We start from the raw sequence: 24,044 nt of genomic DNA on the forward strand, positions 1-24,044 counted from the left end.
GCAGCGACCTGCCGGGCCCCTTCCGTTTCCCAGCCAAGGAGCGTCCGTGTCCTCTTCCCCCGCCAGCCCCGGCGTCGCCGCCTCGTTCGACCAGCCCGTGTCGGTGGTCGACCCCGAGATCGCCGCCGTGCTCCAGCAGGAGCTCGACCGCCAGCGCGGCTACCTCGAGATGATCGCGAGCGAGAACTTCGTGCCGCGCGCGATCCTCGAGTCGCAGGGCTCCGTCCTGACCAACAAGTACGCCGAGGGCTACCCCGGCCGCCGCTACTACGGCGGCTGCGAGTACGTCGACATCGCCGAGCAGCTCGCGATCGACCGCGCCAAGGCCCTCTTCGGCGCCGAGTTCGCCAATGTCCAGCCGCACTCCGGAGCCTCCGCCAACGCCGCGGCGCTCGCCGCGCTCGTGCAGCCCGGAGACACCATCCTCGGCCTCGAGCTCGCGCACGGCGGCCACCTGACCCACGGCATGAAGCTGAACTTCTCGGGCAAGCTCTACAACGCGACCGCGTACGGCGTCGACCCGCAGACCTTCCGCATCGACATGGACGCGGTCCGCGAGAAGGCCCTCGAGGTCCGGCCGCAGGTGCTCATCGCCGGCTGGTCCGCCTACCCCCGTCAGCTCGACTTCGAGGCGTTCCGCGCCATCGCCGACGAGGTCGGCGCGAAGCTCTGGGTCGACATGGCCCACTTCGCAGGCCTCGTGGCGGCGGGGCTGCACCCGTCGCCGGTGCCCTACGCCGACGTCGTGACGACCACCGTCCACAAGACGCTGGCCGGCCCGCGCTCGGGGCTCATCCTCGCGAAGCAGGAGTACGCCAAGAAGCTGAACTCGGCCGTCTTCCCCGGCCAGCAGGGCGGCCCGCTCATGCACGTGATCGCCGCGAAGGCGACCGCGTTCAAGCTCGCCGGCGAGCCCGAGTTCGCCGATCGCCAGGCACGCACCATCCGCGGCGCGCAGATCCTCGCCGAGCGCCTCACGGCGGCCGACTCGAAGGCCGAGGGCATCGACGTCCTGACCGGCGGCACGGACGTCCACCTCGTCCTCGCCGACCTGCGCGACTCGCCGCTGGACGGCAAGCAGGCCGAGGACCGCCTCCACGAGGTCGGCATCACGGTCAACCGCAACGCCGTGCCGTTCGACCCCCGCCCGCCGATGGTCACCTCGGGCCTGCGCATCGGCACGCCGGCGCTCGCGACCCGCGGCTTCGGCGACACGGAGTTCACCGAGGTCGCCGACGTCATCGCCGAGGCGCTCAAGCCCTCGGCCGACCTCGAGGCGCTGTGCGGCCGTGTCGCCCGCCTCACCGACGACTTCCCGCTCTACCCCGGGCTGTAGTCGATCCGCTGCACCACCCGCGCGGCGGAGGCCGGGGCACCGTCCCCCTCCGCCGCGCCACGACCGAGGAGCCCGAGATGACGGCACAGGTACTCGACGGCGTCGCGACGGCGACGGCGGTCAAGACGGAGATCGCGGAGCGGGTCGCCGCTCTGCGCGAGCGGGGCGTCGTGCCCGGGCTCGGCACGCTGCTGGTGGGGGACGATCCCGCCTCCCGCTCGTACGTCGCGGGCAAGCACCGCGACTGCGCGGAGGTCGGGATCGAGTCGATCCGCGTGGACCTCCCCGCGACCGCGTCGGCGGACGACATCCGCGCCGCCATCCGGCAGCTCAACGACTCGGAGGCCGTGACCGGGTACATCATCCAGCTCCCGCTGCCGAAGGGCATCGACGAGAACGCGATGCTCGAGCTCATGGATCCGGACAAGGACGCCGACGGCCTGCACCCCACCAACCTCGGCCGCCTGGTTCTCGGCGTCGAGGGCGAGCTGGACAGCCCGCTGCCCTGCACGCCGAACGGGATCGTCGAGATGCTGCAGCGCCACGGCATCCCGACCTCGGGCAGACACGTCGTCGTCGTGGGCCGCGGGCTCACCGTCGGCCGACCGCTCGGGCTCCTGCTCACGCGGAAGGGCCTCGACGCCACCGTGACCCTCACCCACTCCCGCACGGCCGATCTCGCCGCGGAGGTGCGCCGCGCCGACATCGTGGTGGCCGCCGTGGGCGTGCCCGGGCTCATCCGCGCCGACTGGGTGAAGCCCGGCGCCGCCGTGCTCGACGTGGGCATCACGCGGGTCGAGAACCCGGAGACGGGCCGCGCGAAGCTGACCGGCGACGTCGCACCGGAGGTGGCGGAGGTCGCGGGCTGGCTCTCGCCCGTGCCCGGCGGCGTCGGCCCGATGACGCGCGCGATGCTCATCCACAACGTGGTGACGGCGGCCGAGCGCGCCCTGCGCTGACCGGCCCCGCGCCACGGGACCCGCGCCGGACCGCGCTCGGGGGCGACGTCCAGTCGCCTGCCGGTAGCGTGGCCCGGCGCTCTCGCGTCCCCCACCCCGTCGGACACGTCCTCGGAGCGCGCCCCGCCCCACGAGGAGAACCCATGCTCACCGTCACCGCCTACGCCGCCCCCTCCGCGACCGAGCCGCTCGTCCCCACCACCATCGAGCGCCGCGACGTCGGACCGCACGACGTGCTCATCGAGATCGCCTACTCCGGCATCTGCCACTCCGACATCCACACCGTCCGCGGCGACTGGGGACCGGTGGCGTACCCGCTGACCGTCGGCCACGAGATCGTCGGCGTCGTCGCCGAGGTCGGCTCCGAGGTCACCAAGCACTCCGTCGGCGACCGCGTCGGCGTCGGCTGCATGGTGAACTCCTGCCGCGAGTGCGAGAACTGCCTCGCGGGCGAGGAGCAGTACTGCCTGAAGGGCAACACCGGCACCTACGCCTCCGTCGACCGCGACGGCACCATCACCCAGGGCGGCTACTCCACGCACGTCGTCGTCGTCGAGGACTTCGTGCTCCGCGTGCCGGAGTCGATCCCCTACGAGGCCGCCGCTCCGCTGCTGTGCGCGGGCATCACGACCTACTCGCCGCTCTCGCACTGGGAGGCAGGCCCCGGCAAGCGCGTGGCCGTCGTCGGCCTCGGCGGGCTCGGCCACATGGCCGTCAAGTTCGCGCACGCGATGGGCGCCGAGGTCACCGTGCTCTCGCAGACCCTCAGCAAGAAGGAGGACGGCCTCCGCCTGGGCGCCGACCACTACTACGCGACGCGCGACGAGGCGACCTTCACCGATCTCGCGAACACCTTCGACCTGATCGTCAACACGGTCAGCGCGCCCCTCGACCTCGACGCCTACCTGGGGCTCCTGCGCCGCAACGGCACGATGGTGAACGTGGGCGCTCCGGCCGAGGCGCTGCCGTTGCACGTCTTCACGCTCTTCGGCGCCCGTCGCTCCTTCGCGGGCTCGGGCATCGGCGGCATCCGCGAGACCCAGGAGATGCTCGACTTCTGTGCCGAGAAGGGCATCGCGAGCGAGGTCGAGGTCGTCTCGGCCTCGCAGATCAACGAGGCCTACGAGCGCGTCCTCGCCTCGGACGTCCGCTACCGCTTCGTTATCGACGCCTCCACGTTCGAGAAGTGAGCGCGGCCGGGGCGCTAGCCTCGGCGGCATGAGCGAACGGAGCCACCCGGCCGTCGACCGCGTCCTCGCCGACCTCGACCGGCACGGCGTGCACCCGACCGTGCGCTGGCTCGACTCGGCCGCGTCGACGGCCGCACTGGCGGCCGAGGCGCTGGGCGTCGACGTCGGTCAGATCGCCAACTCGCTCGTGTTCCTGCTCGACGGTGCGCCGCTGCTGGTCCTGACCAGCGGCGGCCACCGCGTCGACACCGCCTGGCTGGGCGTGCAGCTGGGCGGATCGATCACCCGGGCGCCGGCCGCGGAGGTGAAGTCCGCGACGGGCCAGACGATCGGCGGGATCGCGCCGGTGGGCCATCCCGCGCCGCTGCGCACCGTGGTCGACGCGGCCCTCGCCGCTTACGACGTGGTCTGGGCTGCGGCCGGGCACGCGCACACCGTCTACCCGACGAGCTTCGCCGAGCTGGTCCGGGTCACAGGGGGAGAAGCGCGCGCCGTCGTTCCGCCGGATCCGGCGCCGTAGCGGCTGGACGAGGGACGCCCCCTGCGACGCGAGGTCGCAGGGGGCGTCAACTGGAGCAGAGGTCAGAGCACGCGGCCCGCGCCGTCGGCGGCCGTGACCAGGAAGAGCTCCGGAGTCGTGAAGCCCTTCTCGGCGAAGGCGGCGAGGACCGCGGCGCGGACCTCGTCCTCCTTCTCCACCGGGGTGAGGGCGATCGCGGAGCCGCCGAAGCCGCCGCCGGTCATCCGGGCGCCGATCGCTCCGGCGCTGCGCGCCGCCTCGACGGCGGTGTCGAGCTCGGGCACCGAGATCTCGAAGTCGTCGCGGAGGGAGACGTGGCCGGCGTCGAGCAGATCGCCGATCGCCCGGGGACCGTGCTCGCGCAGGGTGCGGACGGTCTCGAGCACGCGGGCGTCCTCGGTCACGACGTGCTTCACGCGCCGGTAGGTGACGTCGTCGAGGAGCTCCTTGGCGCGCGGCAGGTCGTCGACCGTCAGCTCGCGGAGCGACGGCACGCCGAGGGTCGCGGCGCCGAGCTCGCAGGAGGCGCGCCGCTCGGCGTAGCCGCCGGTGGCGTGCGCGTGCTCGACGCGGGTGTCGACGACGAGCAGGACGAGCCCGGCCTCCTCGAAGCCGAGGGGGACGACCTCGGTGTCGAGGCTGCGGCAGTCCAGGAACACCGCGGCGTCGCGCTTCCCGAAGAGGGAGGCGGACTCGTCCATGATCCCGGTGGGGGCGCCGACCGCGACGTTCTCGGCGCGACGACCGACGCGGGCCATCGTCGCGCGGTCGAAGCCGAGGTGCCAGAGCTCGTCGAGGGCGACGGCCATCGCGCACATCAGCGCCGCCGAGCTCGAGAGCCCCGCGCCGACCGGCACGTCGGAGTCGACGTACGCGTCGAAGCCCGAGCGGGAGCCCAGGTCGACGCCGTACTCGGTGAGCGCCCAGACCACGCCGAGCGGGTAGGCCGACCAGCCGGTGACGGCGCCGGGGCCGAGCTCGTCGAGAGCGACCTCGACCACCTCGGGGGAGAAGGCGCTGCTGATCCGGATCAGGCGGTCCTCCCTGGGCGCGACGGCCATCGCCGTGGCGCGGTCGATCGCGAAGGGGAAGACGAAGCCGTCGTTGTAGTCGGTGTGCTCGCCGATCAGGTTCACGCGGCCGGGGCCGGCCCAGACGCCGGCGGCGGGGCGGCCGAAAGTGCGCTCGAAGGCGGCGGCCGCGCTCTCGGCGACGGCGGTCAGGGAGGCGGGAGCGGCGGTCATCGGTTCTCCTCGGCGATGTCGGCGGCGGTGGTGGCGGGAGTGGCGGCGCCGCCGGGAAGCGAGTCGTCGCTGTGTGCGGCGACCGGCAGGGCCGCGCCGGGGCGCTGTGCGATCCAGGCCTCGAGCACGGCCGCGTCGGACCGCTCGATCGCCGCGCGCAGGGCCGCGGCGCTCGTCTCGGGGGCGATGTCGCCGATCCAGGCGCCCATCGCGGCCTCGCTCCCCGCGAGGTACTTGAGCTTCGTCTCGGCGCGGCGGGGCGAGGTGATCTGGAGCATCAGGCGCACCTCGTCGCGGCGCTCGTGCACCGGGGCCTGGTGCCAGGCGGCGATGTAGGGCGTCGGGGTGTCGTAGAGGGCGTCGATGCCGCGGAGCAGGCGCTGGTACATCGCAGCCAGCTCGTCGCGCTCCTCCGGGGTCGTCGCCGCCAGGTCCGGGACGTGGCGGTGCGGCAGGAGGTGCACCTCGACGGGCCAGCGCGCGGCGAACGGCACGAACGCGGTGAAGTGCTCGCCGCGGAGGAGGACGCGCTCGCCGGCCTGCTCGAAGGCGAGGACGTCGGCGAACATCGACGGCCCGTAGCTGTCGAGCGAGGCGAGCAGACGGGTCGTGCGCGGCGTGACGTAAGGGTAGGAGTAGATCTGCCCGTGGGGGTGGTGCAGCGTGACGCCGATCGCCTCGCCGCGGTTCTCGAACGGGAACACCTGCTGCACGCCGGGAAGGGCCGAGAGGGCGCCCACGCGGTCGGCCCAGGCCTCGACCACGGTCCGGGCGCGGGAGGCGCTGAGCGTGGCGAACGAGCCCTCGTGCTCGGGGCTGAAGCAGACGACCTCGCAGCGGCCGACGCTGGTCAGCGTCCGGCCGAGCCCGAGGGTGCGCAGGTCCTCCAGGGAGGCGGGCGCGTCCGCGTCCTCGAGGAGCGGGCCGAAGGAGGGGGAGCGGTTCTCGAAGACGGCGACGTCGTAGCGGCTGGGCACCTCCGACGGGTTCGTCGGCGACGCCGGGGCGAGCGGATCGAGCTCGGCCGGCGGCAGGAACACGCGGTTCTGGCGCGACGCGGCGATGGAGACCCACTCGCCGGTCAGCACGTCCTGGCGCATCCGCGCGGTGGCGGGGCGGGGGTCGAGGTGGCGTGCGTCGGCGGCGCGCTCCGGGGGGAGGGTCGTGTCGGCGTCGTCGAAGTAAAGGAGCTCGCGGCCGTCGGCCAGCGTGTGCGGGCGCTTGACGACGCCGGCGGAGAGTGTGATCGCTTCGTTCATGGCAGGAGTCAGACTAGGGCCGCATCTTCGAAAAGGAAAGCTCGTTTTCCCTTTGACAAGTCCACCGGTCCGCGGGCACGATGGGCGGATGAGAACGGACGGCGAGCAGGAGTCCACGTCGGCGATCGAGCGCCGGCTGCGGCTGCGTCTGGCCGCCGAGAGCTCGGGCTTCGTCGGGGTCGCCCCGATGGCCGACATGCTCGGGGTCTCGGTCGTCACGGTCCGCTCCGATCTCGCCCTGCTCGCGAGCGAGGGCGTCCTCCAGCGGGTGCGCGGAGGGGCGATCCCGGCGCCGAGGCCCACCGGCGAGCGCTCGCTCGAGGAGGGCCTGACCTCTGCCTCCGAAGAGAAGGCCGCGATCGGCGAGGAGGCCGCCGCCTCCGTCTCCTCCGGGCAGAGCATCGTGCTCGACGTGGGCACCACCCCGCTCGCCATCGCGCACGCGCTCGTGGCGCGGGAGGATCTGCGCGACGTCACGGTGATCACGAACGGCCTCTCCACGGCGCTGGCGCTCGAGCCGGCCATCCCGCGCTTCACGGTCGTCGTCACCGGGGGCACTCTGCGGCCGCTGCAGCACTCGCTGGTCGAGCCGCTGGCGTCCGAGCTGCTCGAGCGGATCCGCGCCGACATCGCCTTCATCGGCTGCACCGGCGTGCACCCCGAGGCCGGCGTCACCAACGTCAACCTCCCCGAGGCGACCCTGAAGCGCCGGATGCTGCAGGCGGCGACCCGCCGGGTCGTGGTCGCGGACTCCTCGAAGCTCGGAGTGGTCGACCTCGGCCGGGTCGCCGCTCCCGACGAGTTCGACCGTCTGCTCACGGGGGCGGGGGCCGGCGACGGACTCGTCGCCGCTCTGGAGGAGGCGGGGCTCGCGGTCACCCGCTGCCGGGCGCTCGGCGAGCGCGTCAGTCCGTAGGATCGAGGAATGGCCGACTTCACCCCCGCCCCCGCCACCGGGCGCCAGTTCTCGCTCGACCTCACCGCTGAGGGACGCGCCCTGCACGCCGTCGTGACGGAGGTGGCCGCAGCGCTGCGCCACCTCTCGGTCGACGGAGTGGAGATCACCGCCTCCTACCCGGAGAGCACCGTCCCGCCGTTCGGCTCGGGCATCGTCCTGATGCCCTGGCCCAACCGCGTGAAGGACGGGCGCTGGCACCACCGCGGCGAGACGCTCCAGCTCGCGATCACCGAGCCGAAGTACCACAACGCCATCCACGGACTCCTGGTCAGCACCCCGTACCGCCTCGTCGATCAGGGCCCGTCCTTCGTCGAGCTGGCCGCGGCGGTCGTGCCCCAGGCGGGCTACCCGTTCCACCTCGAGACCTCGGTCCGCTACGAGCTGCAGGCCGACGGGCTGAAGGTCGTCCACCGCGTCGTCAACGTCGGAGCCGACGAGGCACCCGTCGCCATCGGCACGCACCCCTTCCTCGCCATCGGCGACGTCCCGACCGACGAGCTCGAGATCACCGTCGACGCGGCGGTGCACATCGAGGTCGACGAGCGCCTCAACCCCACCGCGCAGAACCCGGTCGAGGGCACCGAGTGGGACCTCCGCTCCGGCCGCCGCATCGGCGACCTGGAGCTCGACGACGCCTGGGCCGACGTCCGGATGGTCGACGGCGAGAGCGTGCACGGCCTCCGCGCCGTGGACGGCCGCCGCGTGCTCCTCTGGGCCGACGCCTCGCACAACTTCATCCAGGTCTTCATCACCCGGATCTTCCCCGACGGCGACGACGTGAAGACCGCGATCGCCGTGGAGCCGATGACCGCTCCCGCCGAGGCGTTCAACAGCGGGCAGGGCCTGCGCTGGCTCGAGCCGGGCGAGGAGTGGACCGTCGCGTGGGGCATCCGCCACGAGGGGTTCCCCACCGCGTCATGACCACCCTCGCGGCCGTCGGGCGCGACGACGAGGCCAAGCGCGTCGCCCTCGTCCGGATGAAGCGGCTCGCCACGGGCCTGCTCGTGGTGATGGCCGTCGTCTTCGCCGTGTCGTTCGCCCTGCAGGAGCGCTACCCGTGGCTGCAGTGGGTCCGGGCAGCGAGCGAGGGCGGGATGGTCGGCGCGCTCGCCGACTGGTTCGCCGTGACCGCGCTGTTCCGGCGGCCGCTGGGCCTGCCGATCCCGCACACCGCGATCATCCCGACCAAGAAGGACGAGATCGGCGCGAGCCTCGCGCAGTTCGTCGAGGAGAACTTCCTCCGCGGCGCCATCGTGCGCGAGAAGCTCGACTCCTTCGGGATCGCCCAGCGGGCGGGGTTGTGGCTCGCCGAGCCGGAGAACGCGCACCGGGTCGGCGGCGAGAGCGCCGCGGCCGTCCGCTCGGCGATCGCCCTGCTGGACGACTCCGACGTGCAGCGCGTGATCGAGGCGCTGGCGCGGCGCCACCTCCTCGACCCGCAGTGGGGCCCGCCGCTGGGCTCGCTGGTGGGCAGCGTGGTCGAGGCGGGCCACCACCGGCGCCTCGTGGACACGCTGGTGGAGCAGGCGGAGGCGTGGCTGACCGCGAACCCGCAGAGCTTCACCCGCATGGTCAGCGGCCGCCTGCCGAGCTGGCTGCCCTCCGCGGTCAGCCGAGCGGTGGACGAGCGGCTGTACCGCGAGGCGCTCGTCTTCGTCGCCGCGGTGCGCGAGGACCAGGTGCACCCGTTCCGGATCGCGATCGACGGCTACCTCGCCACGCTGGCGCAGGATCTGGGCACAGACCCCGACCTGATCGCCCGGGTCGAGGAGATCAAGAACCGCGCCTTCGACAGCCCGCGCGTCCGCGAGCTCGCCGGGGACGCCTGGGAGGCGACGAAGGCCTCCCTCCTCGGCGCGATGGACGACCCGTCGAGCCCCCTCCGCGGCAGCATCGAGTCGATCGTGGTCGATCTGGGCCGCCGGCTCTCGACCGACGCCGGTCTCGCGGCGACCGTCGACTCCTGGATCGGATCGGTCGCGGCCAACCTGGTCGACCGCTACCGCACCGACATCGCCAGCATCATCGGCGACACCATCCACCGCTGGGACCCGCGCGAGACGTCCGAGAAGCTCGAGCTGCAGGTCGGGAAGGACCTCCAGTTCATCCGGATCAACGGCACCGTCGTGGGCTCCCTGGCCGGGCTGGTCATCTTCACCGTCGCGCACGCGCTGCTCGGCTCGTGAAGCGGGGCGCCCGGGCCCGCTCCGCAAGCCCTCGTCGGCGTCGGTGGTCGGGCGTACGGTCGCACCATGAGCGATGACAACACCACCGATCCCGATGTCAAGACCGAGGGCGACGTCCTCGGCGCCCGTGCCGACGACGGCAGCGACACCAGCGCCAGCAAGGACCCGTCCGACTGGGTCACCGGCGATGAGCCGATGACCGGCCCGCAGCGCAGCTACCTCGACACCCTCGCGCGCGAGGCGGGCGAGACCTTGCCCGCCGATCTCACCAAGGCCCAGGCCTCCGAGCACATCGACCGCCTGCAGTCCTCCACGGGCCGTGGCGACGGCAGCAACGGGCACGACTGATCCCGCCGGGGCGCCCCGGGGGTGAGCATCAGTCCCCGTCGGCGCCCCCGTCCGGGGCGCGCACACCGCGCCCCGGCGTCCCTAGGGTTCCGTCATGGCGATCTCCCGCACCACGCGCAACGCCCTCGACCTCATCGACGCGATCCGGATCCCCGGCCGCATCGATCCCCGTCTGGCCCGGCAGGTGACCCTGTCCCTCCGCCAGCTCCTCGAATCCGGCGCCTTCGGCCCCAGCGAGCGGCTGCTCCGCCGGAGAGCGCGGAGGCTGCGCTCCCGTACCCGCGAGACGGCTGCCTTCCGTTCGGCCCGCGCGGCCGGCTGCATCGTCGAGTCCTGAGCCGTCGAGTCCTGAGCCGTCGCGCCCCGATCCGACGAGTCCTGCGCCGCTCGGACCCGGATCGTCGTGACCCCGTGTCGGCTGGGTAGTGACGCCGCGCTGTGACCACCGGTGGGACAGACACGGCCTGCGGCGTCGTCTAGAGTTCCTGGCATCCGGTGCGCCGGATGCCCGCCGCAGTCTCCCGGCCGGTCGACAACGGAGTCGTCCCGGTGCGGGTCACCTCCCGTTCGCCGGTCGAACCTCCCGCTGCACTCCAGCACCCCGCTCCCTCGTCGAGAAGGGACGTCCGCGATGACGACTCGCGTCTCGCACACCGCCACGACGGTCCGCCTCGTCCGCTGGTACCGGATCGACTCCGACTGGCTCTCGGAAGTCGTCACCGGACGCCTGCTCGAGCATCAGGAGGGCCGCTGGCGCCTCCTCGTCGGCGAGAAGGTGCGCGACTACCCGGACGAGGTCTGGTCGCTCTGCCACGAGTGACTCCACTGCCCAGCGTCGCCCGCCGGACCAGGCGTCAGTGATAGAGGTAGTACGTCTTCGCGCAGTCCGTCGAGCAGAACGGATCGCGGCGGCGGGGCCGCCGGAGGCGGCACGCCTCGCACAGCCGAGGCCGCCGCAGAAGAGCGCGGAGGAAGGTCAGCACTCCTGAACGGTAGTCGTGCGACCTGGCCGGGCCCTGGCACTGTCCCGAAAGCGCGACCAGGCGGGCGGGTGGTGGGCCCCGTCGGGCTCGAACCGACGACCCGCGGATTAAGAGGCGGACTCCGAAAGACCTCCTCGACCGTCGTCTTCTGTCGCACCGGCTCTCAGGCCGTCCGTCGGTGCGGTTCTGGCCGGAAGGAGCGGCCGGGGGTAGCACTCGTCCGACTAATCGCGAGTTACGGACGACACGACTTTCCGCCGGAACTACTTCCGTCTCGAGACCGTCGCCGCGGAGCTATTGAATGTGCGCATCTGAGACCTTCGCCGCCCGGCCGCGTCGCCGTGATTAATGACCGCGTTTCAGCCGTTTGAGGTGAGCTGATGGCTTGGACGCTCGAGTGTAGCCACGACAGACATGACTTGAACTCATATTCATGTTACTGACTACACTTCGCAGATCACCAAGTCCGACGCCTCGGTAGCGAGGTGACCGGGAGAACAGAGTGTGCAATGATCTAGATATGGATCGGATCACGACAGCATACGTCGAAAGCTTCAGAGTAGAGCAAGCGCTACCAGCGGGCCAGAACGCGACTACTTTTGAGCATTTTGTAAATTACTGCGTCCTCTCCGACAACTACGACGAAGAATTAAGTGTAGTTGACGTTCACACAGGCGGTGGATCTGATCTTGCGCTTGACGGAATTGCTATTCTCGTCAATGGTGCACTCGTCACTGAGATCGACGAGATGGAGGACTTGCTTCGAACCAATGGTTTCTTGGACGTTCGTTTCTTGTTCATGCAGGCAAAAACTTCTAGCGGTTTCAGCGGCGAAGAAATTGCCGCGTTCGGTGACGGGGTACTAGAATTCTTCGAAGAGACCCCGTCGCTACCAATGTCTGAGCGAATTATAATCGCGAGGGAGCTGATGAGTTGGATCTACGACCACAGTTCGCAGTTTAAGCACGACAAGCCCACTTGTGAACTCTTCTATGTCACGACAGGAAAATGGACGAACGACGCTCATCTTTTGGGAAAGATTGCGAAGGCGGAGCAGCGTCTTGGTGACACAAATCTATTCGAGCATGTTGTGCTGCGCCCGCTTGGTGCGTCCGAAATTCAAGCCAGTTGGAACCGAAGTAAAAACGCCATCTCGGTAGAGTTCACGTTCGCTAATAAGGCGACGTTGCCCGAGATTGAAGGTGTTACAGAATCGTATGTCGGCGTCCTCCCGCTAAGCGAGTTTATTAAAATTATCTCAGATACCGAGACTGACACCATTCGTCGTCATATCTTCGAAGATAACGTACGTGACTTCCAGGGTGATAATCCAGTCAATAATGAGATGGCGAAAAGCCTTGCAACTACTCAGGGCGCAGATCGTTTCGCTGTGCTCAACAATGGTGTGACCCTGGTCGCTCGAGGCTTAAAGAGTACTGCGAACAAATTCTTGGCATCCGACTATCAGATTGTAAACGGTTGTCAAACTAGCCATGTGCTCTTCAACTCACGTAACTCGCTTCCTGACGACCTGGGTGTTCCCTTCAAAGTTATTGCGACCAATGATGATGAAGTGATTAATGCGATCACTGCAGCAACTAACCGCCAGACTCAGGTCACCGATGAAGATCTCTTTGCACTAAGTACTTTCCAGAAGCAACTGGAAGCATTTATGTCGTCAGTCGACGAGCGTTTTCGTCTCCACTATGAGCGACGATCGAAGCAGTACGGCTCACAGGGTGTGGAGAAGGTCCGTATCATCACGAAAATACTAGAGCTTCGTTCCTTCGCTGCGATGTTCCTTGATGAACCCCGCCGGGCGGCAAACTATTATTCCGAACTTAAGCCTTATGTTGGCAAGACTATCTTCAACTCGGATCATCAGATCGAGCCGTACTACACGGCTGCATACGCCTATTACAAACTCGAGTACTTTTTTCGGAATGGTCAAATTCCAGTCCGCTACAAGCCTGCACGGTACCATATGTTGACTGCGGCTCGTTATCTTGCGGTGGATGATCTAATGCCGCCTCTATATGCGAACAAGGTGGAAAAGTACGCCAAGAAGATAAATGATGTGCTTTGGGACGATGTCAAGAGTCTCGCGCTTTTCGAGGCTGCAGCCGCGTCGATTGAAAGCGCACTCGGTGGGGGCGTGCTCGATCGAGATACCGTTAAAGTTCAGTCATTCACTGATTCCTTGCTCGCAGCAATTCGTAAATAGAAAAGGGCGGGAGGCTGAGATCGCAGGCTGGGACCCTAATCACTTGGTGACAGCGGCAGCCGGACTTCAGGTGCTGAAGCTTTCGGGTTGGACGCGATGACGATGGGACGACGATTCACAATATTCGCGGTGCGCGCGGAGTGAGTAATCGTCGATCGCGCCACGCAGATACTGGTGGGCCCCGTCGGGCTCGAACCGACGACCCGCGGATTAAAAGTCCGCTGCTCTGCCAACTGAGCTAGAGGCCCGCGCGCTCCAGGGTAGCGGGCCGTCGACGCCCCCGGAGCAGGTGCGGCCCGTAGCAGGTGCGGCCCGGAGCGCGGACGATCCCGGAGCGGACCGCGTCCTCCGCGCGGGCATACCCGCCCAGCCGCGGGCGTTACCCTCCTCGAACCCCCTACGGAGCGCGAGCGCGAGAGCGTCCGCGCGCACGACCGCGGAAGGCGGCCCCATGACAGACGGCTTCCACAAACCGACCAAGTTCCCCTCCCACGTCTTCGAGGCGTTCCAGGGAGGGGAGGACCCGGCGCAGATCAGCCGCGTCGCCCACGAGACCGCGATCGCGCTGCTGAGCCGTGTCCGGAACGACCCCGACCCGGTGGTCATCGACCGCCTGGTCGAGTACACCGACCACAACGGCATCGACGCGCTGGCCGAGCTCTGGGCGCGCTCCAGCGCGGCGAGCCTGCCGGGCGCCCTCTGGCGGATCTACCTGCTGCGGTTGGTCATCCGGCAGGACCCGGAGAGCACGAGCTTCCTCTACCAGCGCGGAGTCGAGCTGTCCGCCACGATCGACCCGGTGGTCGCCGGAGCCAGCACTCCCACGGGGCCGGCCGAGATCACCGAGCTGGCCGACCGGATCCTCCGCGGCGTCTTCGACGGCGACTTCGCGGTGGCACTGGACCGCGCCGCGGCGTTCTGCCGCGTGAGCGCCTCCGGAGCCGTCTCGGTCGCCGACGACGTGGAGCCGGTGAACCCCGCCCGGGCGAGCGAGCTGACCACCCGCGCCCTGCGCCTCTCGACCACCGCGGCCGAGCTCGTGAGCTGCGCGCGGCTGTGGCGGAGCGACTCCCTGGAGTGACGCGCAACCCGCGTTCACCCATTGCGAACGCCGCTCGCCGCCACCGCGGAGGCCTTTGGTAGACTGGCGGAAGCCGGATCGCAGTAACCCCGGGCTCCACTTATAGCCGCTTCGAGCGGCCTCGCGCCGAGAGGCGTTCCTGCGGTCCGGCCCCTTCTCTGCTCGCATCGAGGCCACGGTGCGCGAGGCGAGGGCCCAGGAGGAGTCGATCCTCGCCCGAGTCCCCACAGACAGGCGCCAGCGGAATGAAGAACAGCAGAGCTCTCCGGATCGGCGCGCGCGTCTGGGCGGGGACGGGGCTGCTGGTCGTCGCCGCCCTCTACCTCCTCGCCGCGCCGAGCGTCGACGACGCGGAGGGCGCCCAGTTCGCCGCGGGGGTCTCGCTCTCGCAGGGCACGGTGATGCGCGTCCTCGCGGTCCTCGACGTGCTCGCCGGGCTCTGGGTCCTCATCCGCCCGCGCAGCTATCCGGGCATCACCGCTGCGGCGGTGGCCGTGATCTCGCTCTGGCTGGCCCCCCGGCTGGGCGACCCCGCGCTCGTGCCGATCGGCGCGTTGGCGCTGGATGTCCGATTCGTGACGCATCCGATCGAGGTGTCGGTCGTCGTTGCAGGCCTGGCCGTGACAGCCTTCTGGATGACGCGGAATCTTTCAGCCCGGGCGCGGGCGAGGCGGGGCTGATGACGGACGACACCACAGCGGAGGCGGCTGTCCTCCTCGAGCGCATCGCCGGGGGAGAGCAGGCCGCGTTCGCCGCGCTCTACGACCAGATGGCCGGCCGGGTCCTCGGCCTGATCATCCGCGTCCTCGTCGACCGCTCCCAGTCCGAGGAGGTGGCCCAGGAGGTCTTCCTCGAGATCTGGCAAACCGCTGGGCGTTTCGCTCCGAATAAAGGAAGCGCGACGACCTGGATCCTCACGATGGCACACCGCAGGGCCATCGACAGGGTCCGCGCGGCTCAAGCCGGCCGTGATCGGGACATGCGCATCGGAATCCGAGACCTCGGACGCGACTACGACCAGGTCTCCGAGCAGGCGGAGGTGTCCCTCGAGCACGAGAAGGTCGCGGCCGCCATGGGCCGCCTGACGGAACTGCAGCGGCAGGCGCTGCAGCTCGCTTACTACGGCGGATACTCGCACAGCGAGATCGCGGGGATCCTGCAGTGCCCCGTGGGAACCGTCAAGACACGCCTGCGTGACGGAATGATCAGACTTCGAGAAGAGATGGGGGTGGCCCTGTGAACGATGTGCGACTCCCCGACGGGATGGACGACCCGCGCGATCTCGCGGCGGGTCACGCACTGGGCATCCTGACGCCCGAGGAGCAGGAGCGCTACGAGCGCTTCCTCTCCGAGCACCCGGAGGCGCGCGGCGAGGCCGACGCGTTCGCCGAGGTGGCGGAGGCGCTGGTCGCCGACGCACCCGCCGTGGAGCCTTCGCCGGGCTTCAAGGCCGACCTGATGGCGCTCATCGCCACCACTCCGCAGCTGCCGCTGGAGGAGCCCGACGAGGACCACGAGGTGCCCTCCGCGCCCCGTCTGGTCCCCGTCGCCTCCGAGGGCGAGCGGAGCGGTCCGACGGCTCGCCGGGACGGTGGCGGCAGCGCCGCGAACCGCGCCCGGAGCCGCTGGTTCGCCCGCCCCGCGGTCTACCTCTCGGCGGCCGCGGCCGCCGCGGTGATCGTGGTCGGCGGAGTGACCCTTCCGCCGCTGCTCTCGTCCGGCCCCGGCCAGACGCAGCAGCAGACGGCTCTGGAGCAGATCCGCAGCGCCCCCGACGCGCAGGAGACGACCGGCACGGTCGCCACCGGCGAGCAGGCGACGCTGGTCTGGTCGAGCTCGCTCGGCCGCTCCGCCCTCGTGGTGGACGACCTGGCGCCGCTGCCGGAGGACAAGACCTACGAGCTCTGGTACATCGGCTCATCCGGTCCGGTCGCCGCAGGGACGTTCGACGGGGGAGAGGGCAGCACCGTGGCCCCGCTCGAGGGGAGCCTGACCGAGGGCGGAGTCGTCGCCGTGACGGTCGAGGACGCCGGCGGCTCGCCGACTCCGACCACCGATCCGATACTGGCGATCGACATCGCCTGACGGCCCGAGCACGAGAAGAGCCGCACTCCGATGACGGAGTGCGGCTCTTCTCGTTCCCGGAGGGAACGCGGTGGAACGAGAGCGAGCCGCGACCCCGGAGGGACGCGGCTCGCTCTCGTCTGCGGCTGATCAGCCGAAGCGGCCCGAGACGTAGTCCTCGGTCGCCTGGACGGACGGGCGCGAGAACATCGTCGCGGTGTCGTCGTACTCGATGAGCTTGCCCGGCTTGCCCGTGCCCGCGATGTTGAAGAACGCGGTGCGGTCCGAGACGCGCGAGGCCTGCTGCATGTTGTGGGTCACGATGACGATCGTGTAGTCGTTCTTGAGCTCCTCGATGAGGTCCTCGATCGCGAGGGTCGAGATCGGGTCGAGGGCGGAGCAGGGCTCGTCCATCAGGAGGACGTCGGGGGAGACGGCGATCGCGCGGGCGATGCACAGACGCTGCTGCTGGCCGCCGGAGAGACCGGAGCCCGGCTTGTCGAGGCGGTCCTTCACCTCGTTCCAGAGGTTCGCGCCCTGGAGCGAGCGCTCGACGAGCGCGTCCGCGTCCGACTTCGAGATGCGGCGGTTGTTGAGCTTCACGCCGGCCAGCACGTTGTCCCGGATGGACATCGTCGGGAACGGGTTGGGGCGCTGGAAGACCATGCCCACCTGCCGGCGGACCTGCACCGGGTCGACGCCCGGGCCGTACAGGTTGTTGCCGTCGATCAGGACCTCGCCCTCGACGTGCGCGCCGGGGATGACCTCATGCATGCGGTTGAGCGTGCGGAGGAAGGTCGACTTGCCGCAGCCGGACGGGCCGATGAAGGCGGTGACCGTGCGGGGCTCGATGGCGAGCGAGACGCCCTCCACCGCGAGGAACTGGCTGTAGTAGACGTTGAGGTCGTTGACCTCGATGCGCTTGGACATTGCTTCCTTCGGGGATTCCGGCCGGAGCCGAGTGGTGGGTGTCAGCGGCCGAGCTTGGGGGCGAAGATCTTCGCGATCAGGCGGGCGACCAGGTTCAGCGCCATGACGATCAGGATGAGGGCCAGCGCGCCGGTCCAGGCCCGGTTGAGGAACGCCTCGGCGTCGGGGCCCTGGTTCGCGTACTGCGTGTAGACGAAGACCGGGAGGGTCATCATCCGCTCGCTGAAGAGGTCGTAGTTCATCGACGCGGTGAAGCCGGCGACGATGAGCAGCGGGGCGGTCTCGCCGATGACGCGGGCGATCGCGAGGGTGATGCCCGTCGTGATGCCGGCGATGGAGGTCGGCAGCACGATCTTGACGATGGTCAGCCACTTCGGCACGCCCAGGGCGTAGGACGCCTCGCGCAGCTCGTTCGGGACCAGCTTCAGCATCTCCTCCGACGAGCGGACGACTACGGGGATCATCAGCACGGCGAGGGCGATCGAGCCGGCGAAGCCCATCCGGACGCCGGGGCCGAGGAGCAGCGCGAAGAGCGCGTACGCGAACAGGCCCGCGACGATGGAGGGGATGCCCGTCATCACGTCGACGAAGAAGGTGATCGCCCGGGCGAGGTGGCCGCGGCCGTACTCGACGAGGTAGATCGAGGTGAGCAGGCCGATCGGCACCGAGATCAGCGCGGCCATGGCCGTGATCTCGAGCGTGCCGATGATCGCGTGGAGGGCGCCGCCGCCCGCGTCGATGACGTTGCGCATCGACGAGGAGAAGAAGAGCGGATCGAACCGCGCGACTCCGTTGGAGACGACCGTGTAGAGCAGGGAGATCAGCGGGAGCAGCGCGATGATGAACGCGGTCGCGACCAGCGAGGTCACGAGGCGGTCGACAGCCTTGCGGCCGCCCTCGACCAGGCGCGAGACCACGTAGATGGCGACGTCGAAGAGGACCGTGCCCCAGAAGATCGCGCCGACGAGGCTGAAGTCGTTCATCATGCCGGCCGCCTGGAGGATCAGGAAGACGGCGGCGAACACGACCCAGCTGCCGACGAGCAGCATCCAGGGGGTGCCCTTGGGCAGCTTGCCCGCCTGCAGCGAGAAGGGCATCGACGAGGTGGCGGCGGACATCAGTTGGCTCCCGAGAAGGCCTTGCGGCGGTTGACGATGAACCGCGCGACCGAGTTCACGACGAGGGTGATGACGAAGAGGATGAGGCCCGAGGCGACGAGGACGTTGACGCCGACTCCGCTCGCCTCCGGGAACTGCAGCGCGATGTTCGCGGCGATGGTGTTCGAGTTCTGCGAGGTGAGCAGGAGGAAGGAGACGACCGTCGCGGGCGAGAGCACCATCGCGACGGCGAGCGTCTCGCCGAGGGCCCGGCCGAGGCCGAGCATGGCGGCCGAAACGATACCCGGAGCGCCGAAGGGCAGGACGGCCATGCGGATCATCTCCCAGCGGGTCGCGCCGAGCGCGAGCGCCGCCTCCTCGTGCAGGCGCGGGGCCTGGAGGAAGATCTCGCGGCAGACCGCGGTGATGATCGGGATGACCATGACGGCCAGCACCACCGAGGCGGTGAGGATCGTCTTGCCGGTGCCCGACGCCTGGCCGCCGAAGAGCGGGAACCAGCCGATGTTCACGTTGAGGAAGAGGTAGAAGGGCTGCACCATCGGCGCCAGCACGGTCGCGCCCCAGAGGCCGAAGACCACCGAGGGGACGGCGGCGAGGAGGTCGACCACGTAGCCGAGGGCCATCGCGATGCGGCGCGGCGCGTAGTGCGAGATGAAGAGGGCGATCGCGATCGAGAGCGGCAGGGCGATCACCAGGGCGATCACCGCCGACCAGACCGTGCCGAACACCAGGGGGCCGACGTAGGCCCAGAAGCTCGTCGCGTCGCCGGGGAGGCTGCCGGCCGGCGCGGTGAACGCGGGGATCGACTGCGCGATCAGGAAGATCGCGACGGCGGCGAGGACGAGGAGGATGAGGGAGCCGGCGGCGACGGTCGAGATCGAGAAGACCCGATCTCCGACACGCACCTTCGCCTTCGGGCGGACGACGGTCTCAGTTGCCATTCCAGGGGACTCTCTTCAGACGAGGGGTTCGGCGGGGCGCACAGGGAGATGCTAGGGCTCGGAGGGGGCGTCCGGTGGGTCGAGCCCGGCACAGGCGGGGCCCGTCCCGCGGATCGTGCTGCGAGACGGGCCCTGCCGGTGGGACTACTTGATCGACTCGATCGCGGTGGCGACGGTCGAGGCGAGCTCGGAGCTCAGGGGAGCGGAGCCGGCCTGAGCGGCGGCGGCCTCCTGGCCCTCCTCGCTCGCGACGTAGGAGGCGAAGGACTTGACGACCTCGCCCTTGTCGGCGTCCGCGTACTCCTGGCACACGATGAGGTAGCTGACCAGGACCATCGGCCAGGCGTCCGCCTCGGTGCCGGTGCGGTCGATCTTGATCGCGAGGTCGTTGTCCTCGCGGCCCTCGGCGATGGGCGAGGCGGCGACGACCGCCGCGGCTCCGTCGGCCGAGATGGTCGAGAACGCGTCGCCGACCTTCAGCTGGGCCATGTCCATGCCCTGGGCGCCGGACTCGTCGGCGTAGCCGATCGTGTTGGTGCCGTTCTTGACCGCGTCGACGACACCCGAGGTGCCCTTGGCGCCGTCACCGCTCTGGTACGGGAAGGTCTGCGCGGCGGGAGCGTCCCAGACGTCGCTCGCGGTGGCCGCGAGGTAGTCGGTGAAGTTCTGCGTGGTGCCCGAGTCGTCCGAGCGGTGCACGGAGGTGATGTTCGCCGACGGGAGGGTCGCGTCGGGGTTCAGGGCCTTGATCTCCGGGGCGTCCCAGGAGGTGATGGTGCCCTTGAAGATGCCCGCGATGGTGGCCGCGTCGAGCTTGAGCTCGTCGACGCCCTCCACGTTGAAGATGACCGCGATCGGCGAGATGTAGACCGGGAGGTCGATCGCCTTGGTGTCGGGGGCGCAGGCGGCGAAGGTGCCCGCGAGCTCCTCGTCCTTGAGCGCGGAGTCGGAGCCGGCGTAGTCGGCGGCGCCGTCGATGAAGTTGGTGCGGCCGGCGCCGGAGCCCTGCGGGTCGTAGTTGACCGTGACCTCGGGGTTCGCGGTCTGGAACGCGGCGGCCCAGGTGGTCTGCGCGGTGCCCTGAGCGGACGAGCCGATCCCGGTGATGGTGCCGGAGAGCGCGGAGGTGGTGGCGGAGCCGGAGCTGCCGCCTGCGGCCGGTGCCTCGTTGGCAGCGCAGGAGGTCAGCGTGATCGCTGCGACGGCGGCGACGACGGCCGCCTGGCCGAGACGCGAGAATCTCACAAGTATCCCTTTCGGGTAGGAAAGCGTGGAAAACAGAACAGGGCCTGGTGCAGCCCGCGAGCGAGAGTACGGAGGGGTCGTGTCCTGGCACCGACCGCTCGGTGAACGCGCGGTGAACGGGTCCGCCTCGGGGATTGCGGAGCGACGGTGCGGCGGGGAAGGCGCGGTGCGTCGGGCGCGTCCCGGCTGCGCGACCGGCCCGGTGGGGACGGACCCGTCGAGCCGGTCGCGCAGCGCGCCCGGGCGGTCAGGCCAGCGGCGTGTGCGTCTCGATCGCGACGATGCCGGAGCCGGGGTGGCCGGTGGAGAGGTGCACCACGGCGAAGCCCCCGGTCGGGAGCGCTGCCGCCTCGTCGAGGTAGGCGCCGAGAGGAGTCGCCGTGGCGAGGGCGATCTCGCGCAGGATCTCGGGGATCACCGGCCGGTGACTGCAGAGGACGGCGGTGCGGCGGGCGCGGACCCGCTTGCCGACGAGGGCGCGGACGTCGGCGGTGCCCTGCTCGTGCGCCTCCTGGCTGAGGTCGTCGCGCAGCTTGACCGGCTTCCTGACCAGACCGGACAGCGGGGCGATGGTCGACCGGCAGCGCTTGGCGGTGCTCGAGACGAGGCGGCGCGGGCGCCAGGCGGCCACGGCCTGAGCGGCGGCCGCGGCCTCGACCCGGCCGCGCCCGGTGAGGCGGCGGGTGGAGTCGCGGCCGTCCCAGGAGGAGGCGGGCACCGCCTTCGCGTGCCGCAGGACCACGATCGCGAAGGTCTCGAGCGCACCGCGTGCGGCGATCCGGGCGAACTCGTCGACGATCGTCACGTCGTGCGGATAGGTCAGGTAGCTCCGGGCCCGCTTGAGCGTCACCCACTCGAGCGCCTCGACCTCGTCGTTCGGGAGGAAGTCGGACGCCAGGACGGCCTTCTCGGTCACCTGCGCCGCCCAGTAGTAGACGGCCTTCGGGCGCCCGCTCGGCAGCGTGTACTCGGTGCGCCCCAGCGGCACCCCGAGCGCCACCGAGAGCCCGGTCTCCTCGCGGATCTCGCGGACCGCGGTCTCCGGGAGGGACTCGCCCGCGTCGACCTTGCCCTTGGGCAGGCTGACGTCCCGGCGGTGCGGCCGGTGGATCACGAGGATGTGCGGGCGGCCCTCGATGATCCGCCAGCACACCGCTCCTGCTGCGTAGACGGTGCCCGTCACGGGCGTCAGCGGCTGGAGGCCCGGTTGGCGGACCGTGTCGCCGCGCGCTTGCGATGGGTGATGTGCTGCATCAGCTGGTTCTGGAGGTCGGCGAGCGGAGCGCCCTCCTCGTCGAGGTGGTGCCGCGTCCAGTCGCCGTCCGGGCCGAGCCACCAGGAGGCGGTCCGCTCGTCCATCGCCCGCTCGAACATGTCGTCGATCTCGCTGAGGTGCGCCGGCTCTACGATCCGCACCAGTGCCTCGACGCGGCGGTCGAGGTTGCGGTGCATCATGTCGGCGCTGCCGATGAAGACGTCCGGCTCGCCGCCGTTGACGAAGCTGAAGATGCGGGAGTGCTCGAGGTAGCGGCCGAGGATCGAGCGCACGCGGATGGTCTCGGAGAGCCCCTCCTGGCCGGGCTTCAGCCCGCAGATGCCGCGCACCCAGACGTCGACCGGCACGCCGGCCTGGCTGGCGCGGTAGAGCGCGTCGATCACGGACTCGTCGACGATCGAGTTGACCTTGATCCGGATGCCCGAGGGCCGCCCCGCGCGGGCGTTCTCGGTCTCGGCGGCGATCCGCTTGAGCAGGCCCTTCCGGAGGTGGCGCGGTGCGACGAGCAGGCGCTTGAACTTCTTCTCGATCGCGTAGCCCGAGAGCTCGTTGAACAGGCGCGTGAGGTCCTTGCCGACCTCGGGGTCGGCCGTCAGGAGTCCGAGGTCCTCGTAGATGCGCGAGGTCTTCGGGTTGTAGTTGCCGGTGCCGATGTGGGAGTAGTGGCGGAGCACTCCGCCCTTCTCCTGGCGGATGACGAGCGCGAGCTTGCAGTGGGTCTTCAGCCCGACGAGCCCGTAGACCACGTGCACGCCCGCCTTCTCGAGCTTGCGCGCCCACGAGATGTTCGCCTGCTCGTCGAAGCGCGCCTTGATCTCGACCAGGGCGAGCACCTGCTTCCCCGACTCGGCCGCGTCGATGAGCGCCTCGACGATGGGGGAGTCGCCGGAGGTGCGGTAGAGCGTCTGCTTGATCGCGAGCACGTCCGGATCGGCCGCCGCCTGCTCGAGGAACGACTGCACGCTCGTCGCGAAGGACTCGTAGGGGTGGTGCAGGAGCACGTCGCCGCGGGAGACGGCCTTGAAGACGTCCTGCCGCTGGTTGGGCTCGCTGGGCGAGAGCTGCACCGCCGTCGTCGGGACGTGGTTGGGGTACTTCAGGTCCGGGCGGTCGATCTTCTGCAGGCTGAAGAGCCCGCTGAGGTCGAGCGGGGCCGGGAGCTTGTAGACCTCCTGCGTCGTGATGTCGAGCTCGCGGACCAGCAGGCCCAGCGTCTCGTCGTCCATGTCGTCGGTGACCTCGAGGCGGATGGGCGGGCCGAACCGGCGGCGCAGCAGCTCCTTCTCGAGGGCCTTGATCAGGTTCTCGGTCTCGTCCTCGTCGACCTCGACGTCCTCGTTGCGCGTCACCCGGAACACGTGGTGGTCGAGGATCTCCATGCCGGGGAACAGGTCGTCCAGCTGGTTGGCGATCAGGTCCTCGAGCGAGATGAACCGCATCGGCTCGCCCGGCGCCGCGACTCCGGCGATCCGCACGAAGCGGGGGAGCATCTGCGGCACCTTGAGGCGCGCGAACTCGACCTTCTGCGTCTTCGGGTTCCGCACCCGCACCGAGAGGTTGAGCGAGAGGCCGGAGATGTAGGGGAACGGGTGCGCCGGGTCGACCGCGAGCGGCATCAGCACCGGGAACACCTGGGCCGAGAAGTAGTCGTCCAGCACGGTGCGCTCGGCGTCGCTCAGCTCGTCCCAGCGGACGAGGTCGATGCCGCCGTCGCGCAGGGCGGGCTCGACGAGCTCCTTGAACGCTCGGGAGTGGCGCTGCTGCAGCAGGTGCGCCTTCTCCGAGATGTCGGTCAGCACGTCGACCGGCACGCGGCCGATGTTCGTCGGCAGGGCGAGCCCCGTGAGGATGCGGCGCTTGAGGCCGGCGACCCGGACCATGAAGAACTCGTCGAGGTTGGACGAGAAGATCGCCAGGAAGTTCGCCCGCTCGAGCGCCGGAACCAGCGGATCCTCCGCGAGCTCGAGCACGCGCTGGTTGAACGCCAGCCAGCTCAGCTCCCGGTCGAGGTAGCGGTTGTCGGGGAGGAGCGGGTCCGAGTGCTCCTCCTCGTCGTCGAAGTCGTCGTCGAGGTCATCGCTGAGACCGTCTTCGAGAAGCAGGTTGTCGCCGTCCATGCGACCATCCTGGCACCGCGTCCGTCCGCTCCGCGCCGCCGCTCGTGAATGCCGGATGAACGGGG

General features: G+C 69.8%; 23 protein-coding genes and 1 tRNA gene. 15 read left to right on the forward strand and 9 right to left on the reverse strand.

Going from position 1 to position 24,044, the window contains the following annotated elements; all coding sequences use genetic code 11:
• Nucleotides 1-46: 46 nt before the first annotated feature.
• The 4 genes from glyA to C5C25_RS00080 all read left to right on the forward strand — a co-directional run bounded on the left by glyA (nucleotide 47) and on the right by C5C25_RS00080 (nucleotide 4,005).
• A complete protein-coding gene (gene glyA, locus C5C25_RS00065; protein WP_104249355.1) occupies nucleotides 47-1,336 on the forward strand; it encodes a serine hydroxymethyltransferase in 1,290 nt (429 codons plus the stop codon).
• 77 nt (nucleotides 1,337-1,413) lie between these two features.
• Entirely contained in the window at nucleotides 1,414-2,295 is an 882-nt protein-coding gene (locus tag C5C25_RS00070; RefSeq protein WP_104227279.1) for a bifunctional methylenetetrahydrofolate dehydrogenase/methenyltetrahydrofolate cyclohydrolase, read from the forward strand.
• A gap of 143 nt (nucleotides 2,296-2,438) precedes the next feature.
• A complete protein-coding gene (locus tag C5C25_RS00075; protein ID WP_104233905.1) occupies nucleotides 2,439-3,485 on the forward strand; it encodes an NAD(P)-dependent alcohol dehydrogenase in 1,047 nt (348 codons plus the stop codon).
• A 28-nt stretch (nucleotides 3,486-3,513) separates the two neighbouring features.
• Nucleotides 3,514-4,005 (forward strand): YbaK/EbsC family protein, encoded by a 492-nt coding sequence (locus C5C25_RS00080; RefSeq protein ID WP_104249356.1) that lies wholly within the window; start codon nucleotides 3,514-3,516, stop codon nucleotides 4,003-4,005.
• A gap of 62 nt (nucleotides 4,006-4,067) precedes the next feature.
• Here the strand turns inward: C5C25_RS00080 and galK are convergent, their stop codons facing one another.
• Nucleotides 4,068-5,249 carry a galactokinase gene (galK, locus tag C5C25_RS00085; protein ID WP_104249357.1) on the reverse strand — a complete coding sequence of 394 codons (1,182 nt, stop codon included), beginning with the start codon at nucleotides 5,247-5,249 and terminating at the stop codon, nucleotides 4,068-4,070.
• A complete protein-coding gene (gene galT, locus C5C25_RS00090) occupies nucleotides 5,246-6,508 on the reverse strand; it encodes a galactose-1-phosphate uridylyltransferase (RefSeq protein ID WP_104249358.1) in 1,263 nt (420 codons plus the stop codon). The genes galK and galT overlap by 4 nt, the downstream gene beginning before the upstream one ends.
• Before the next feature lie 88 nt (nucleotides 6,509-6,596).
• On the opposite strand from galT, the gene C5C25_RS00095 reads away from it, so the two are divergent.
• The 7 genes from C5C25_RS00095 to C5C25_RS00125 all read left to right on the forward strand — a co-directional run bounded on the left by C5C25_RS00095 (nucleotide 6,597) and on the right by C5C25_RS00125 (nucleotide 13,207).
• Nucleotides 6,597-7,424, forward strand: a complete 828-nt coding sequence (locus tag C5C25_RS00095) for a DeoR/GlpR family DNA-binding transcription regulator (RefSeq protein WP_104249359.1) — start codon at nucleotides 6,597-6,599, stop codon at nucleotides 7,422-7,424.
• Between the two features lie 9 nt (nucleotides 7,425-7,433).
• Complete coding sequence (locus tag C5C25_RS00100) at nucleotides 7,434-8,387, forward strand: aldose 1-epimerase family protein (RefSeq protein WP_104249360.1); 954 nt, start codon at nucleotides 7,434-7,436, stop codon at nucleotides 8,385-8,387.
• A complete protein-coding gene (locus C5C25_RS00105; RefSeq protein ID WP_104249361.1) occupies nucleotides 8,384-9,652 on the forward strand; it encodes a DUF445 domain-containing protein in 1,269 nt (422 codons plus the stop codon). Before C5C25_RS00100 ends, C5C25_RS00105 begins: the two co-directional genes overlap by 4 nt.
• A gap of 66 nt (nucleotides 9,653-9,718) precedes the next feature.
• Entirely contained in the window at nucleotides 9,719-10,000 is a 282-nt protein-coding gene (locus C5C25_RS00110) for a DUF3072 domain-containing protein (RefSeq protein WP_104224714.1), read from the forward strand.
• A 94-nt stretch (nucleotides 10,001-10,094) separates the two neighbouring features.
• Entirely contained in the window at nucleotides 10,095-10,337 is a 243-nt protein-coding gene (locus tag C5C25_RS00115; protein ID WP_104249362.1) for a hypothetical protein, read from the forward strand.
• A 294-nt stretch (nucleotides 10,338-10,631) separates the two neighbouring features.
• Complete coding sequence (locus C5C25_RS00120; protein ID WP_104249363.1) at nucleotides 10,632-10,820, forward strand: hypothetical protein; 189 nt, start codon at nucleotides 10,632-10,634, stop codon at nucleotides 10,818-10,820.
• Between the two features lie 683 nt (nucleotides 10,821-11,503).
• A complete protein-coding gene (locus tag C5C25_RS00125) occupies nucleotides 11,504-13,207 on the forward strand; it encodes an AIPR family protein (RefSeq protein WP_104249364.1) in 1,704 nt (567 codons plus the stop codon).
• Nucleotides 13,208-13,379: 172 nt separating this feature from the next.
• Here C5C25_RS00125 and C5C25_RS00130 read toward each other — a convergent pair.
• Nucleotides 13,380-13,455, reverse strand: a tRNA-Lys gene (locus tag C5C25_RS00130).
• A 203-nt stretch (nucleotides 13,456-13,658) separates the two neighbouring features.
• Between C5C25_RS00130 and C5C25_RS00135 the strand changes: the two genes are divergently transcribed.
• From C5C25_RS00135 to C5C25_RS00150, 4 genes are all read left to right on the forward strand, one after another.
• A complete protein-coding gene (locus tag C5C25_RS00135) occupies nucleotides 13,659-14,288 on the forward strand; it encodes a DNA-directed RNA polymerase subunit beta (RefSeq protein ID WP_104227273.1) in 630 nt (209 codons plus the stop codon).
• Nucleotides 14,289-14,533: 245 nt separating this feature from the next.
• Nucleotides 14,534-14,968 (forward strand): hypothetical protein, encoded by a 435-nt coding sequence (locus C5C25_RS00140; RefSeq protein ID WP_104249365.1) that lies wholly within the window; start codon nucleotides 14,534-14,536, stop codon nucleotides 14,966-14,968.
• Complete coding sequence (gene sigK, locus C5C25_RS00145) at nucleotides 14,968-15,528, forward strand: ECF RNA polymerase sigma factor SigK (RefSeq protein WP_104224709.1); 561 nt, start codon at nucleotides 14,968-14,970, stop codon at nucleotides 15,526-15,528. The genes C5C25_RS00140 and sigK overlap by 1 nt, the downstream gene beginning before the upstream one ends.
• The gene (locus C5C25_RS00150; RefSeq protein ID WP_146079388.1) at nucleotides 15,525-16,373 is read left to right on the forward strand and encodes an anti-sigma factor domain-containing protein; all 849 of its coding nucleotides are present in this window, start codon (nucleotides 15,525-15,527) and stop codon (nucleotides 16,371-16,373) included. Before sigK ends, C5C25_RS00150 begins: the two co-directional genes overlap by 4 nt.
• A gap of 129 nt (nucleotides 16,374-16,502) precedes the next feature.
• Here C5C25_RS00150 and pstB read toward each other — a convergent pair whose 3' ends face one another.
• The 6 genes from pstB to C5C25_RS00180 form a co-directional block, all read right to left on the reverse strand.
• On the reverse strand, nucleotides 16,503-17,282 hold the full coding sequence (pstB, locus tag C5C25_RS00155; RefSeq protein ID WP_104224707.1) for a phosphate ABC transporter ATP-binding protein PstB: 780 nt from the start codon (nucleotides 17,280-17,282) through the stop codon (nucleotides 16,503-16,505).
• 41 nt (nucleotides 17,283-17,323) lie between these two features.
• The gene (gene pstA, locus C5C25_RS00160) at nucleotides 17,324-18,400 is read right to left on the reverse strand and encodes a phosphate ABC transporter permease PstA (protein ID WP_104224706.1); all 1,077 of its coding nucleotides are present in this window, start codon (nucleotides 18,398-18,400) and stop codon (nucleotides 17,324-17,326) included.
• Entirely contained in the window at nucleotides 18,400-19,341 is a 942-nt protein-coding gene (gene pstC / locus C5C25_RS00165) for a phosphate ABC transporter permease subunit PstC (RefSeq protein WP_104227270.1), read from the reverse strand. Before pstC ends, pstA begins: the two co-directional genes overlap by 1 nt.
• A gap of 144 nt (nucleotides 19,342-19,485) precedes the next feature.
• Nucleotides 19,486-20,586: a phosphate ABC transporter substrate-binding protein PstS gene (pstS, locus tag C5C25_RS00170; RefSeq protein WP_104249367.1), complete on the reverse strand. Its 1,101-nt coding sequence runs from the start codon at nucleotides 20,584-20,586 to the stop codon at nucleotides 19,486-19,488.
• Nucleotides 20,587-20,833: 247 nt separating this feature from the next.
• Nucleotides 20,834-21,769: an NUDIX domain-containing protein gene (locus tag C5C25_RS00175; RefSeq protein ID WP_104249368.1), complete on the reverse strand. Its 936-nt coding sequence runs from the start codon at nucleotides 21,767-21,769 to the stop codon at nucleotides 20,834-20,836.
• A gap of 5 nt (nucleotides 21,770-21,774) precedes the next feature.
• On the reverse strand, nucleotides 21,775-23,979 hold the full coding sequence (locus C5C25_RS00180) for an RNA degradosome polyphosphate kinase (protein ID WP_104224702.1): 2,205 nt from the start codon (nucleotides 23,977-23,979) through the stop codon (nucleotides 21,775-21,777).
• Nucleotides 23,980-24,044 lie beyond the last annotated feature (65 nt).

The sequence above is a fragment of the Rathayibacter sp. AY2B9 genome (assembly GCF_002931595.1).
Classification (GTDB): domain Bacteria; phylum Actinomycetota; class Actinomycetes; order Actinomycetales; family Microbacteriaceae; genus Rathayibacter.